At 58.3% G+C, this 12,696-nt stretch carries 13 protein-coding genes; 9 read left to right on the top strand and 4 right to left on the bottom strand.

The genetic code is table 11. The annotated features are described in order from the left end of the window. From HU754_RS23055 to HU754_RS23045, 3 genes are all read left to right on the top strand, one after another. A complete protein-coding gene (locus tag HU754_RS23055) occupies positions 1 to 1,161 on the top strand; it encodes an ABC transporter ATP-binding protein (RefSeq protein ID WP_095048187.1) in 1,161 nt (386 codons plus the stop codon). Positions 1,162 to 1,352: 191 nt separating this feature from the next. After that, positions 1,353 to 2,702, top strand: a complete 1,350-nt coding sequence (locus HU754_RS23050; protein ID WP_186623928.1) for a carbohydrate porin — start codon at positions 1,353 to 1,355, stop codon at positions 2,700 to 2,702. 114 nt (positions 2,703 to 2,816) lie between these two features. Continuing rightward, entirely contained in the window at positions 2,817 to 3,671 is an 855-nt protein-coding gene (locus tag HU754_RS23045; protein WP_007917868.1) for a D-hexose-6-phosphate mutarotase, read from the top strand. 206 nt (positions 3,672 to 3,877) lie between these two features. On the opposite strand, the gene HU754_RS23040 is transcribed toward HU754_RS23045, so the two are convergent. Further along, the gene (locus HU754_RS23040; protein ID WP_171057240.1) at positions 3,878 to 4,738 is read right to left on the bottom strand and encodes a MurR/RpiR family transcriptional regulator; all 861 of its coding nucleotides are present in this window, start codon (positions 4,736 to 4,738) and stop codon (positions 3,878 to 3,880) included. 226 nt (positions 4,739 to 4,964) lie between these two features. Between HU754_RS23040 and zwf the strand changes: the two genes are divergently transcribed. The 4 genes from zwf to HU754_RS23020 all read left to right on the top strand — a co-directional run bounded on the left by zwf (position 4,965) and on the right by HU754_RS23020 (position 8,559). Further along, the gene (zwf, locus tag HU754_RS23035; RefSeq protein WP_186623929.1) at positions 4,965 to 6,431 is read left to right on the top strand and encodes a glucose-6-phosphate dehydrogenase; all 1,467 of its coding nucleotides are present in this window, start codon (positions 4,965 to 4,967) and stop codon (positions 6,429 to 6,431) included. Further along, positions 6,418 to 7,128, top strand: coding sequence for a 6-phosphogluconolactonase (gene pgl / locus HU754_RS23030; RefSeq protein ID WP_034153386.1), 711 nt, complete (start codon positions 6,418 to 6,420; stop codon positions 7,126 to 7,128). The genes zwf and pgl overlap by 14 nt, the downstream gene beginning before the upstream one ends. Positions 7,129 to 7,145: 17 nt before the next feature. Further along, entirely contained in the window at positions 7,146 to 7,811 is a 666-nt protein-coding gene (locus tag HU754_RS23025; RefSeq protein WP_008082815.1) for a bifunctional 4-hydroxy-2-oxoglutarate aldolase/2-dehydro-3-deoxy-phosphogluconate aldolase, read from the top strand. Between the two features lie 172 nt (positions 7,812 to 7,983). Then, the gene (locus HU754_RS23020; RefSeq protein ID WP_099756992.1) at positions 7,984 to 8,559 is read left to right on the top strand and encodes a peptidase associated/transthyretin-like domain-containing protein; all 576 of its coding nucleotides are present in this window, start codon (positions 7,984 to 7,986) and stop codon (positions 8,557 to 8,559) included. Here HU754_RS23020 and HU754_RS23015 read toward each other — a convergent pair. Then, positions 8,556 to 9,737 carry an aminotransferase class V-fold PLP-dependent enzyme gene (locus HU754_RS23015; RefSeq protein ID WP_099756991.1) on the bottom strand — a complete coding sequence of 394 codons (1,182 nt, stop codon included), beginning with the start codon at positions 9,735 to 9,737 and terminating at the stop codon, positions 8,556 to 8,558. The two genes, HU754_RS23020 and HU754_RS23015, sit on opposite strands and share 4 nt — an antisense overlap. A 29-nt stretch (positions 9,738 to 9,766) precedes the next feature. Then, a complete protein-coding gene (locus HU754_RS23010; protein WP_003227425.1) occupies positions 9,767 to 10,003 on the bottom strand; it encodes a DUF3820 family protein in 237 nt (78 codons plus the stop codon). A 205-nt stretch (positions 10,004 to 10,208) separates the two neighbouring features. On the opposite strand from HU754_RS23010, the gene HU754_RS23005 reads away from it, so the two are divergent. Both HU754_RS23005 and HU754_RS23000 read left to right on the top strand, forming a co-directional pair. Then, entirely contained in the window at positions 10,209 to 10,676 is a 468-nt protein-coding gene (locus HU754_RS23005) for a ferritin-like domain-containing protein (RefSeq protein ID WP_016983691.1), read from the top strand. 172 nt (positions 10,677 to 10,848) lie between these two features. Then, positions 10,849 to 11,990 (top strand): IS3 family transposase gene (locus HU754_RS23000; protein WP_225919934.1). Its coding sequence is split into 2 segments (ribosomal slippage): positions 10,849 to 11,110 and positions 11,110 to 11,990, totalling 1,143 coding nucleotides; the frame shifts between segments, so codons are not numbered across the junction. A gap of 203 nt (positions 11,991 to 12,193) precedes the next feature. On the opposite strand, the gene HU754_RS22995 is transcribed toward HU754_RS23000, so the two are convergent. Continuing rightward, complete coding sequence (locus tag HU754_RS22995) at positions 12,194 to 12,664, bottom strand: MaoC family dehydratase (RefSeq protein WP_003227420.1); 471 nt, start codon at positions 12,662 to 12,664, stop codon at positions 12,194 to 12,196. Between the last annotated feature and the right edge of the window lie 32 nt (positions 12,665 to 12,696).

Here is a 12,696-nt window from a genome sequence, read left to right as displayed (position 1 = left end):
ATGGCAACGCTCGAACTTCGCAACGTCAACAAGACCTACGGTGCCGGCCTGCCGGACACCCTGAAGAACATCGAACTGTCGATCAAGGACGGTGAATTCCTGATCCTCGTCGGCCCGTCGGGCTGCGGCAAGTCGACCCTGATGAACTGCATCGCCGGTCTGGAAACCATCACCGGCGGCGCGATCATGATCGGCGATCAGGACGTCAGCGGCATGAGCCCGAAGGATCGCGACATCGCCATGGTGTTCCAGTCCTACGCGCTGTACCCGACCATGAGCGTGCGCGAGAACATCGAATTCGGTCTGAAGATCCGCAAGATGCCGCAGTCGGCGATCGACGAAGAAGTCGCGCGCGTCGCCAAGCTGTTGCAGATCGAACACCTGCTGAACCGTAAGCCGGGTCAACTCTCCGGTGGTCAGCAACAGCGTGTAGCGATGGGCCGTGCCTTGGCGCGTCGGCCGAAGATCTACCTGTTCGACGAACCGCTGTCCAACCTCGACGCCAAGCTGCGCGTCGAGATGCGCACCGAAATGAAACTGATGCACCAGCGCCTGAAAACCACCACGGTCTACGTGACCCACGACCAGATCGAAGCAATGACCTTGGGCGACAAGGTGGCGGTGATGAAGGACGGCATCATTCAGCAGTTCGGCACGCCAAAAGAGATCTACAACGATCCGGCCAACCTGTTCGTCGCGAGTTTCATCGGTTCGCCGCCGATGAACTTCATCCCGCTGCGCCTGCAGCGCAAGGACGGTCGTCTGCTGGCGCTGCTCGACAGCGGCCAGGCGCGTTGCGAGCTGCCGATGAGCATGCAGGACGCCGGGCTCGAAGATCGCGAAGTGATCCTCGGTCTGCGTCCTGAACAGATCGTTTTGGCGAACGGCGAGGGCAATGGCTTGCCGAGCATTCGCGCCGAAGTACAGGTGACCGAGCCGACCGGTCCGGACACCCTGGTGTTCGTCAATCTGAATGAAACCAAAGTCTGCTGCCGTCTGGCGCCGGATGTGGCGCCGCAGGTGGGCGAGAACCTGACACTGCAATTCGATCCATCGAAAGTGCTGTTGTTTGATGCCAACACCGGTGAGCGCCTCGGCACTGCCGGTCAACCACAGACCGATGCGCGGTCTGCGAACGTCGCCCAGTTCAAGGGGCGCTGAGGAACAGTGTAGGAGTGAGCCTGCTCGCGATGACGGTGTATCAGTCGACAGAGATGTTGAATGTAAAACCGCTATCGCGAGCAGGCTCACTCCTACAAGGAGCACGCGGTGTCCGGCCTGTCGAGCATCGCACTTTATGTAAACCGCGTTAGATAAAAACAGTTAATAACAATAAAGACGAGGATGTAGGGATGAAAAAGAAACACGTCAATGCCCGGTTGATCTGCCAAGTGTCGGCTGCGGCGGCCTTGGTGCTGGCCGGTAACGCCATGGCGGCGGATGCCTTCAGTTCCGATTCGAAATGGATGACCGGCGACTGGGGTGGCGAGCGTACCAAGCTGATCGAGCAGGGTATCGACATCAAGGCTGACTACGTTGGGGAAGTCGGTGGCAACCTGCACGGTGGCTACAACGACGACAAGACTGCGCGTTACGCTGACCAGTTCGGTCTGGGCGTGGCACTCGATCTGCAAAAGCTGTGGGGCTGGGATAACACTCAGGCGAAGATCCAGCTGACCAACCGTAACGGTTACAACATCTCCAACGACCGCGTTGGCGATCCGCGTGCCGGCACCTTGAGTTCGTCGCAAGAAGTTTACGGCCGTGGCCACATGGTGCGTCTGACCCAGTTGTGGATTCAGCACCAGTTCTTCGACAACAAACTCGACGTCAAGGCCGGTTACTTCGGTGAAGGCGAAGACTTCAACACCTTCCCGTGCGACTTCCAGAACCTCGCGTTCTGCGGTTCGCAAGTGGGTAACTGGGCGACCAACATCTGGTACAACTGGCCCGTCAGCCAGGCCGCGATTCGTGTGAAGTACAACATCAACGACGAGCTCTACGCGCAGATCGGTGCGTACAACCAGAACCCGTCGCAGCTGGAACACGGCAACGGCTTCAAGCTCAGTGGCAGCGGCACCGCCGGTACTGTGTTGCCGGTCGAGTTGGTCTGGTCGCCGAAGGTCAACAGCCTGCCGGGCGAATACCGCGTTGGTTACTACAAGAGCACCGCTGATGCCAGCGACGTCCGTGAAGACGTCAACGGTTTCGACGCGGCAACCACTCGCGATGCCTACAAAACTCACAGCAGCAAACACGGCTACTGGTTCGTCGCGCAACAGCAACTCACCAGCCACAACGGTGATGCTTCTCGCGGTCTGAACATCGCGGCCAACGCTACGTTCCACGACAAAGACACCAACTTCATCGACAACTATCAGTCGGTGATGTTTGTCTACAAAGGCCCGTTCGACGCGCGTCCGAAGGATGACGTCGGTATCGGTGCGGCGCGTATCCACGTCAACGACGACGTGAAGAAAAACGCTGAGCTGCTGAACGCTTCCAACGGTGTGTCGGATTACGACAACCCGGTGTTCTCGCCGATTCGTGAAACCGAATACAACTACGAGATCAACTACGGCTTCCACGTCACCAACTGGCTGACCGTACGTCCTAACCTGCAGTACATCACTCACCCGGGTGGTGTGGATGAAGTGGACAACGCTTTGGTCGCTGGCCTGAAAATTCAGTCTACGTTCTAACGCGTCTGCGATAAGCTCCTCTCTATGTGCGCATATTTGCGGACAGCCAAGGCTGTCCGCTTTTTTTTGGGGGGCGGCGCACCCCTGTGAAAGACGAGTTCAGGATCGTGGCAAATGCATGAGCATCCGCTACAACGCTTCTTCAAATCCCTGCGTGAACAACCGGTGTTCGCCTGGGAGCGCTATCAGATGCGCGACGTGTTGGTGATCGATCATCCGCTGTGTCAGGCGGTGTTCAGTCGTCAGGGCGCGCAGTTGCTGCACTTTCAGCCGCGTGGGCAAAAGCCGTGGTTGTGGTGCGCGGCGAAGTGGCCGCACGTGGGTGCCATTCGCGGTGGCGTGCCGGTGTGCTGGCCGTGGTATGGCCGTCATCCGAGCGAAAACGCCTGGCCGTCCCATGGTTGGGCACGGTTGCTCGACTGGAAGTTGCTCGACAGCAGCAGCGCCGAAGACGGCGTGCGCCTGCACTGGCAATTGCAGCTGTGCGACTGGCAGGTTGACCTGCATGCGCATCTGGGCGAACGCATGGAACTGCGTCTGAGCACCGAGCATCAGGACGACATGCCGTGCCAGTTGAGCCAGGCTTTGCATGCTTACTGGCGTATTGGCGATGTCGGTGAGATAGCGCTGTCTGGGCTCGAAGGTGCGCAGGGTTATGACCAGTTGAATCGCCAGGTTTGTCAGCAGGAAGGTGAATTGCGCGTTGATGGTGGCTGTCAGCGAGTGTTCCAGCATGACGGCGAATTGCAGCTGAAAGATCACGCCTGGCAGCGCGAGTTGTGCATTGATACCGGTGACAGTGCCGACACGGTTGTGTGGCATCCCGGGGCACGGCCGTTGTTGGGCGTGACGTGGGATGAGATTTCGGAGTTTGTCTGTGTGGAAGCGGCGGCGGGCGGAACGGACAGCCTGCATCTGGCGCCGGGGGAAAAGGCGCATTTGAGTTTGCAGGCGTGGGCGGCGGCTTGAGTGAGTCAAGCACACCGCTACCCTCACCCTAGCCCTCTCCCAGAGGGAGAGGGGACTGATTGCGGGATATTAGAGTTTCACCGAAATGAAAGATCGGCTGTGAATCCATAATCGACTCGGTCTCTCAGGTCGATGCATGACGGAAGACACGTCGGTCGGCCCCCTCTCCCTCCGGGAGAGGGCTGGGGTGAGGGTGCTTTTGATCTTTAGTTGAATTCATCCCCAACCGGATACCGGCTCGCATTCAAGCTCTCTTTGATCTTGCGCAGATGCGGCTGGAAATCCACGCCACGACGCAACGTCATCCCGGTCGCCAACACATCCAGCACCGTCAACTGAATGATCCGCGACGTCATCGGCATATAAATGTCGGTGTCTTCCGGCAGCGGAATATTCAGGCTCAAGGTACTCGCCTTGGCCAACGGCGAATTCTCCGCCGTCAAACCCAACACCGAAGCGCCGTTCTCGCGAGCAATGCGCGCCACCTCGACCAGCTCACGGGTGCGCCCGGTGTAGGAAATTATCACGAACAACTCACCGGTGTGCGCCACCGAGGCAATCATCCGCTGCATCAACACATCGGCATGCGCGGTCACCGCCAGGTTGAAGCGGAAGAACTTGTGCTGCGCATCCAGTGCCACCGGTGCCGAAGCGCCGAGGCCGAAGAAGTGGATCTGCCGCGCCTGAATCAACAGGTCGACGGCGCGGCTGATCAGGTTCGGGTCCAGCGCCTGACAAGCACTGTCCAGCGAGGCAATGGCACTGCCGAAAATCTTTTGCGTGTAGGCCTCGGGATTGTCGTCGGCCTCGACCGCGCGGCTGACATACGCGGCGCCACTGGCCAGACTCTGTGCCAGTTGCAGTTTGAGTTCGGGATAGCCGCTGACACCGAACGAACGGCAGAAACGGTTGACCGTCGGTTCGCTCACCGAGGCTGCCTGGGCGAGGGCGGCGATGCTGAAGCGGGTGGCCTGCTGCGGGTTGAGCAGGATCACCTCGGCGACTTTGCGTTCGGCCTTGTTCAGGTCTTCAAGGCGACTCTGGATCTGTTCCAGTAAATTTCGCACGCGGTCCATATGGAATTCCTAATTCACCTGCGCAAAGGTGCGCCGGGCTGTGCAAATTGGGCCTTTGATATGGCCCGTAACGGTGGCCTATCCTACTGATGCGTCCGAGCGACCACCACTCGGAATCTGTATTTTGCGAAAATGTTGTGGTTATTACTACATTTTCCCTTGAGTGATGCCTTGAAAAAAGGTATTTGTAGCTTAACTTGATAAAAGAACAAACATCATGCCTTCGATTACGGTTGAACCGTGCACCTTTGCCTTGTTCGGCGCGCTTGGCGATCTAGCCCTGCGCAAGCTGTTTCCTGCCCTTTATCACCTCGATGGCGCCGATCTGTTGCACGAGGACACGCGCATCATCGCGTTGGCCCGTGAAGAAGGTTCCGAGCAACAGCACATGGCGTTCATCGCCGCCGAGCTGCGCCGCTATGTAGGCAAAGAGCTGGACGAGGCCGTCGCTGAGCGTTTTCTCGCACGCCTGACCTACCTGCACGTCGACTTCCTCCAATCCGAAGACTACGTGGCGCTGGCCGAACTGGCTGGCAGCACGCAACGCATGATTGCCTACTTCGCCACCCCTGCGGCGGTGTACGGCGCGATCTGCGAAAACCTGGCGAAAGTCGGTCTGGCAGAAAATACCCGCGTGGTACTGGAAAAGCCGATCGGCTCCGACCTCGAATCCTCGCGCAAGGTTAACGACGCCGTGGCGCAGTTCTTCCCGGAGAACCGTACCTACCGCATCGACCACTACCTGGGCAAAGAAACCGTTCAGAACCTGATCGCCCTGCGTTTCGCCAACAGCCTGTTCGAAACCCAGTGGAACCAGAATTACATCTCCCACGTGGAAATCACCGTGGCCGAGAAGGTTGGCATCGAAGGCCGCTGGGGCTACTTCGACAAGGCCGGCCAACTGCGCGACATGATCCAGAATCACCTGTTGCAGTTGCTCTGCCTGATTGCCATGGACCCGCCGGCCGACCTGTCCGCCGACAGCATCCGCGACGAAAAGGTAAAAGTGCTCAAGGCGCTCGCGCCGATCAGTCCGGAAGGCCTGACCACGCAGGTCGTGCGTGGCCAGTACATTGCCGGCCACAGCGAAGGCAAATCCGTACCGGGTTACCTCGAAGAGCCGAATTCCAATACCCAGAGCGACACCGAAACTTTCGTCGCTTTGCGTGCCGATATCCGTAACTGGCGCTGGGCCGGCGTGCCGTTCTACCTGCGCACCGGCAAACGCATGCCGCAAAAACTGTCGCAGATCGTCATCCACTTCAAGGAACCGTCGCACTACATCTTCGCCCCTGAGCAGCGCCTGCAGATCAGCAACAAACTGATCATTCGCCTGCAACCGGACGAAGGCATTTCCTTGCGCGTGATGACCAAAGAGCAGGGCCTGGACAAAGGCATGCAACTGCGCAGCGGCCCGCTGCAACTGAATTTCTCCGACACCTGGCGTAGCGCGCGGATTCCCGATGCCTACGAGCGGTTGTTGCTGGAAGTGATGAACGGCAATCAGAACCTGTTTGTCCGTAAAGATGAAATCGAAGCCGCGTGGAAGTGGTGTGACCAGCTGATTGCCGGGTGGAAAAAATCCGGTGACGCGCCCAAGCCGTATGCGGCCGGGTCGTGGGGGCCGATGAGCTCCATTGCATTGATCACGCGGGACGGGAGGTCGTGGTATGGCGATATCTGATGTGCAACTGCCTGCGGGCGTGAATGCCCACGAATTCAAAAGCCCGGTGTTGTTGGCCGAAGGTCTGGCGCTGAACGTGGCCAAGCAATTGAGCGAGGCCATTGCTGCACGCGGCAACGCGGTGCTGGTGGTGTCCGGCGGTCGTAGCCCGGTGGCGTTTTTCCAGCACCTGGCCAAGCAGGAACTGGACTGGTCGAAGGTCGTCGTGACCCTCGCTGACGAGCGCTGGGTACCGGTTGAACATGCCGACAGTAATGCCGGTTTGCTCAAGCAATACCTGCTCAAAGGCCCGGCAGCCAAGGCGCAGTTCCTCAGCCTGTATAGCGCGGCGGCCAACGTCGAGCAGGCTGCTGAACAGGCTGATCGCTTGCTTGCCGAATTGCCGCCGATTGACGTGCTGGTGCTGGGCATGGGTGATGACGGCCACACGGCGTCGCTGTTCCCCGATAGCCCGAACCTCGCCGAAGCGCTGCAGGCTGATGGCACGCGCCGTTGCTGGCCGATGCTGGCGCCAAGCGTGCCGCGTCAACGCCTGACCATGAGCCGTGCGCTGCTGGCCTCGGCCAAACACAAGATTCTGTCGATTTCCGGTCAGTCGAAACTGACCACCCTGAATGCCGCACTGGCATCCGACGTCGCCGCCATGCCGGTGCGCGCGTTTCTGCAACCTACGTTAGAGATTTACTGGTGCCCATGAGCCAAGGAACAGCCGCTATGACAACCCCATCCCCGACCGTTTCCATGGCGGACAAAGTTGCCCTGATCGATAGCCTCTGCGCCAAGGCGCGGATCCTGCCGGTGATCACCATCGCTCGCGAACAGGACGTGCTGCCACTGGCTGACGCTCTGGCTGCCGGTGGCCTCACCGCGCTGGAAGTGACCCTGCGTTCGCAGTTTGGCCTCAAGGCCATCCAGATCCTGCGCGACCAGCGTCCGGAATTGATGACCGGTGCCGGCACCGTGCTCGATCGCAACATGCTCGCGGCTGCCGAAGCCGCTGGCTCGCAGTTCATCGTCACCCCAGGCATCACCCGTGACCTGCTCGAAGCCAGTGTCGACAGCCCGATTCCGCTGTTGCCGGGCATCAGCAACGCCTCGGGCATCATGGAAGGCTACGGTCTGGGTTATCGCCGCTTCAAGCTGTTCCCGGCTGAAGTCAGCGGTGGCGTGGCGGCAATCAAAGCCCTCGGCGGTCCGTTCGGCGAAGTGAAATTCTGCCCGACTGGCGGCGTCGGCCCGGCCAACATCAAGAGCTACATGGCGCTGAAAAACGTCATGTGCGTGGGCGGTAGCTGGATGCTTGATCCGGAGTGGATCAAGAACGGCGACTGGGCCCGTATTCAGGAATGCACCGCTGAGGCACTGGCGCTGCTGGACTGATTGTTACCAGACACTTCGTTGTGTGTTCTACGGCTTTACGGTGCGCTTGGTCGGTGCACCGTTTTTTTTTGCCTTGAAGAAAGTGTCAGGACATCACGCGATACATAGTTACCGCACAGCCGCGTTTGCGTGGCGCTAATCTGCGTTCATCTTACGGAAGAGAGAACGCCTCATGGACGACCATCAATCTTTAGCTTTATCAGTCAACGCTCTGCACCCGCGGCAGTTGCCCGTGGTTGGCAGTTTCGATTGGCACAACAGCCAGGGCAAGGTGCGCAACATCAGCGCGGGCATCGAAGGCTTGCCTCTTCTATTGCGGCTGGCCCTGGTCGATGCCATGACCGGCGAGCCGGTCAGTGGCGCCGTGGTCCGCATCGAGCAGCACATTGGCACCGACACACTGTGCGGCAGTCAGTCGACCGACAGTAAAGGCATCGTTCGTTTCACCAGCCTTTACCCGGATCGGCAAACTGCCTTTTCATGCATCGCTCTGAGCGTCGCCATCGCCAATGACGATCAACAGCCGCAGCTGTACCAAGAGGCCTGGGCGGGGCGCCTGCATCTGCCCTGTGCCTGCAATTGCACAGCCACTGATAACGATGCCGTTCGGCTGGCGTTGCGGCCGATCACAGACGATGGCCCGGAGGACGGCTACTTCGGCAACCTGACGATCGGCGTCGACACCTTTGCACTGTCATCGCAGATCGGCGTAGCGGGCTACGACAAATACCTGATCACGGTGTTTTAACGCAGCTCGTTCAGCGCCCGCACCAGTAACTGCATGTCGGCAGCGGTGGTGGTCAGCCCCGGTGTAATGCGGATGCTCGGCCCGCTGGCTGCGCCATGGCGCACCACGGTGAACAGGTTGTAGTCGTTGAGCAGACGCTCGGCCATCGCCTGTTGATCGTCGTGCCGAGTGAAGCGCATGGATGTGATGCCGCAGTACAGCCGAGGGTCGTCTGGCGTCATCACTTCGATGCCCGGCAAGTGCCGCACCGCGCTGACCCAGAGGTTGCGCAGATAATTGAGGCGAGCACCTTTGGCCGGAGCGCCGCCGAGGGAACGGTGCTCTTCGAACACCAGCGGCAAAGTCATCAGCGCCGGAATGTTGGGCGTGCTGTACGAAGTGCGCGCACGGATGTCATTGCCCGGGTAATGCATTTCACCCATGTCCGGATCAATGTCGGCCAGGCGGTGTGGCGCGATATAGAGGAAGCCGAGGGTGAGCGGTGCGCCGATCCATTTGTGCAGGTTGTATCCGGCGAAAGCGATGCCGAGGGCATCAAGATCGAACTCGATCTGACCGAGTGCATGGGCGCCGTCGAGGATGACATCGACGCCATGCTCTTTGGCCAGCGCGGCGATGGCTTGCACTGGCATGACCAGACCGGTGCGGTGAGTGACGTGAGTCAGGGCCATCAGCTTGATTTGCGGATGACCGACGAAGGCTTCGCGGTAAGTCTCCACCAGGCTGTCGTAGCTCGCCGGGTGCGCGTGAGCAATCTCGATCACCTCGGCGCCGCGCTGCCTGGCGAGCCAGCGCATGGCGCCTTTGACCGTGTCGTATTCCAGATCGCTGATCAGCACCTGATCGCCCGGTTGCAAGCGGTTGTAGTTGCGAATCAGCGACTGCAGACCTTCGGTGGCATTGCGGGTGAACGCCACACTCTGCGCGCGCACGCCAATCAACTCGGCCAGTTGCGCGCGAATATCGAGGTTGTCGTGCTGCTCGAAACGCTGGCGCACGTACACCGAGTTGCTGGTGTTGATCAGCTCGATGTTGCGCTGGTATTCCTCGATCACCGTGCGCGACATGCGCCCGAAATAACCGTTTTCCAGGTTCACGGGACCGGGTTGAACGTCGTAGCGATCGGCGAACGTTCGCCAAAAGGCTTCGTCACGGGCGCGGCGGGTGTTATCGGGCATGGTCGGCTGACTCTAGAGAGGAGGGCGCTTCAGTGGCGCGGGGCAGGTTTGCCGTGTTTGGCGCGCAGCGGTTCGAGCAGGTCCGAGAGGCCGTTATGGTCGATCTCCTGCATCAGCGCGAGCAGGCCACCGAGTTCGCCGTGCGGGAAACCTTCGCGGGCAAACCAGTTCAGGTATGGCCCCGGCAGGTCGGCAATGATCCGGCCTTTGTATTTACCGAAGGGCATTTCGCGGGTGATCAGCAGTTCGAGTTTTTCGGGATTCATCAGTGAGATCGTCTGGCTTCAAATCAGCTTGGAAAATACAGGCATTCTGCATGCAGGCCAAATGACAGATCATGCAAATAACCGTGATACAGATAGTTCACTTATCTTTAATTTGCTGATTTATAAGTATTTTTTAAAAATAAAAAAGCTGGCATGCACACTGCAATATCCCTTGCATCTTCAACCAATCGCAAGGAATTGAAAAATGACCGACATGAATAAAGAAGCCATCTCTGTACTCAATGACCTGATTGAAACCAGCAAGGACGGTCAGGAAGGGTTCAAGACTTGCGCTGAAGACATCAAGCACCCAGAACTGAAAACCCTGTTTGTAACTCGCTCCGCTGATTGCGCCACCGCTGCAGCAGAACTGCAAGCCGAAGTTCGCAAGCTGGGCGGCGATCCGGAAACTTCCACCAGCGTCAGCGGTGACCTGCACCGTCGCTGGGTCGACGTCAAAGCCATGTTCACCGGCAAAGACGAAGAGGCTGTACTGAACGAAGCAGAGCGCGGTGAAGACCATGCGCTGAAGGCTTACAAAGAAGCCCTCGAGAAAATCAGCAAGCATAATCTGGTGGGTATTCGTGATCTGGTTGAACGCCAATACCACGGCGTACAACGCAACCACGACCAGGTGAAAGCCCTGCGTAACCAGGCTCGCGCTCGTTCGTAAGCGTTTCCCGGTTGTAAAAAAAACGCCAGCTAGTCTGGCGTTTTTTGTGTCTGGAAAAAGCAGAAGCCCCTCACCCTAGCCCTCTCCCGGAGGGAGAGGGGACTGTGATCTGGCTTAATGATTCTGGACACCCCTAAAGGGCGTTAATCTACGCCCAACGAAGAGGTGTGATTTGACCAGAAGATATTTTTCGACAGATTTCAAACGGGATGCGGCTTGCCTGGTTTTGGATAAAGACTATTCGGTGAGTGAAGCCTGCGAAGCAATGGGCGTGGGCCCTACAGCTCTGCGCCGCTGGGTTGAGCAACTGCGTGCGGAGCGCAGCGGCAAGACGCCTGAGAAGTCCAAGGCCATGACCGTTGACCAACAACGCATCCAGGAACTGGAAGCAACAATTCGACGGATTGAGCGCGAGAAGGAAATTTTAAAAAAGGCTACAGCTCTCTTGATGTCGGATTCCCTCGATCGGTAAGGCTGGTCGAGGAGTTAAGCGAGCAATATCCAAGATCCGAGTTGTGTGGCGTGTTTGGTATCAACCGCAGCAGTTATTACGAGCGTCTGAAACAGCGGGCGAAAGTGCATGTCGGACGCGATCGCCTAAAGATCAAGGCTGCCGAATTACATGAGCAAAGTCGCGGCTCAATGGGCGCGCGCAGCCTGTCAAAAGCGCTGTGTAACGAAAAAGAGTCGGTAGGTCGTTACATGGCTCGTAGCCTGATGCGCGAGCTCGGTTTGAAGAGCCAGCAACGGCGCAGGCATCGGTACAAACCCAGCGGTGCGGAGGCGCAATACGCCCCAAATCATTTGGAGCGTAAATTCAATGTCGAGGCCCCCAATCGAGTGTGGTGTGGCGACGTGACTTACATTTGGGCCGGTACTTACTGGGTTTATCTGGCTGCTGTACTTGATCTGCATGCCCGCCGCATCGTCGGCTGGGCGATGTCCAGAAGTCCGGATTCAGCTCTGACCTGTCGAGCGTTAAAGATGGCTTTCGAGTCGCGAGGACGCCCTGAAAACCTAATGTTCCATTCGGATCAGGGTTGCCATTACAGCAGCAAAATGTTCCGTGAAACGCTGTCGGAGATGCGGATAAAACAAAGCATGAGTCGACGAGGAAACTGCTGGGATAACGCCCCGATGGAGCGTTTCTTTGGCAGTTTGAAATCTGAATGGATACCCAAGGCTGGCTACCGAAACGAAGATGAGGCCAGTACCGATGTGTTGCGCTACCTGACCCATTATTACAATCGGATCAGGCTGCACAGTCACAACGGATATCGGACTCCGGTAGCAATGGAAGCCTTGGCAGCATGAGAAATGACCTAAACCCTATAACCGTGTCCAGTATCGTTTGACCAGATCACTGATCGTGGTGTTCTTTCGAGGTACGCCGACCTGAAATATCCAGTCGAACTCAAGATCTGAAAACCACGGAGATCGGCTCCCTTTCCCCTCGCCCCCTTGGGGGAGAGGGCTGGGGTGAGGGGGGAAGCTCTCACTGACACCCCACCAATCAATCAGCCAATGCTGATCGCCGGCAGTGTTGGCAGTGTTACGGTCTGCTGCTTGCGCGGCGCCAGAATCTCAGCCTCGCCATCCACCACCAGCTCATCACGCTGGTTGAACACACGAGTGGCAATGCGCACGCGAAACTTCGGCAGCTTCTCGAGAATTTCCAGGCGCACGGTCAGCGTGTCACCGATCTTCACCGGCTTCTGAAAGCTCATCTGCTGACCGATATAAATAGTGCCCGGCCCAGGCAGCTCGCAGGCAACGGCGGCACTGATCAGCGCACCGCTGAACATACCGTGGGCGATACGCTCCTTGAACATGCTCGCGGCGGCAAACTCGGCGTCCAGGTGCACCGGGTTGTGGTCGCCCGACATCGCGGCGAACAGCTGGATGTCGCGCTCTTCGACGGTCTTGCTGTAGCTGGCGGTCTGGCCGACTTCGAGGGCTTCGTAAGGGATGTTGGTAACCTGGGTCATCGGTCTCGATTCCTGTGACGGATTCAGTGAAT

This window comes from Pseudomonas zeae (assembly GCF_014268485.2).
GTDB lineage: Bacteria > Pseudomonadota > Gammaproteobacteria > Pseudomonadales > Pseudomonadaceae > Aquipseudomonas > Aquipseudomonas neuropathica.
The sequence above is the reverse complement of the archived record's forward strand: the minus strand, read 5'-3'. Positions and strand labels throughout refer to the sequence as shown.

What these genes read in the sequence shown, in the direction of transcription:
- HU754_RS23020 (WP_099756992.1), top strand. Translation starts at nt 7,984, where the DNA reads ATGGACGACCATCAATCTTTAGCTTTATCAGTCAACGCTCTGCACCCG.
- HU754_RS23055 (WP_095048187.1), top strand. Translation starts at nt 1, where the DNA reads ATGGCAACGCTCGAACTTCGCAACGTCAACAAGACCTACGGTGCCGGC.
- HU754_RS23010 (WP_003227425.1), bottom strand. Translation starts at nt 10,003, where the DNA reads ATGAATCCCGAAAAACTCGAACTGCTGATCACCCGCGAAATGCCCTTC.
- pgl (WP_034153386.1), top strand. Translation starts at nt 6,418, where the DNA reads ATGGCGATATCTGATGTGCAACTGCCTGCGGGCGTGAATGCCCACGAA.
- HU754_RS23015 (WP_099756991.1), bottom strand. Translation starts at nt 9,737, where the DNA reads ATGCCCGATAACACCCGCCGCGCCCGTGACGAAGCCTTTTGGCGAACG.
- zwf (WP_186623929.1), top strand. Translation starts at nt 4,965, where the DNA reads ATGCCTTCGATTACGGTTGAACCGTGCACCTTTGCCTTGTTCGGCGCG.
- HU754_RS23025 (WP_008082815.1), top strand. Translation starts at nt 7,146, where the DNA reads ATGACAACCCCATCCCCGACCGTTTCCATGGCGGACAAAGTTGCCCTG.
- HU754_RS23045 (WP_007917868.1), top strand. Translation starts at nt 2,817, where the DNA reads ATGCATGAGCATCCGCTACAACGCTTCTTCAAATCCCTGCGTGAACAA.
- HU754_RS22995 (WP_003227420.1), bottom strand. Translation starts at nt 12,664, where the DNA reads ATGACCCAGGTTACCAACATCCCTTACGAAGCCCTCGAAGTCGGCCAG.
- HU754_RS23050 (WP_186623928.1), top strand. Translation starts at nt 1,353, where the DNA reads ATGAAAAAGAAACACGTCAATGCCCGGTTGATCTGCCAAGTGTCGGCT.
- HU754_RS23005 (WP_016983691.1), top strand. Translation starts at nt 10,209, where the DNA reads ATGACCGACATGAATAAAGAAGCCATCTCTGTACTCAATGACCTGATT.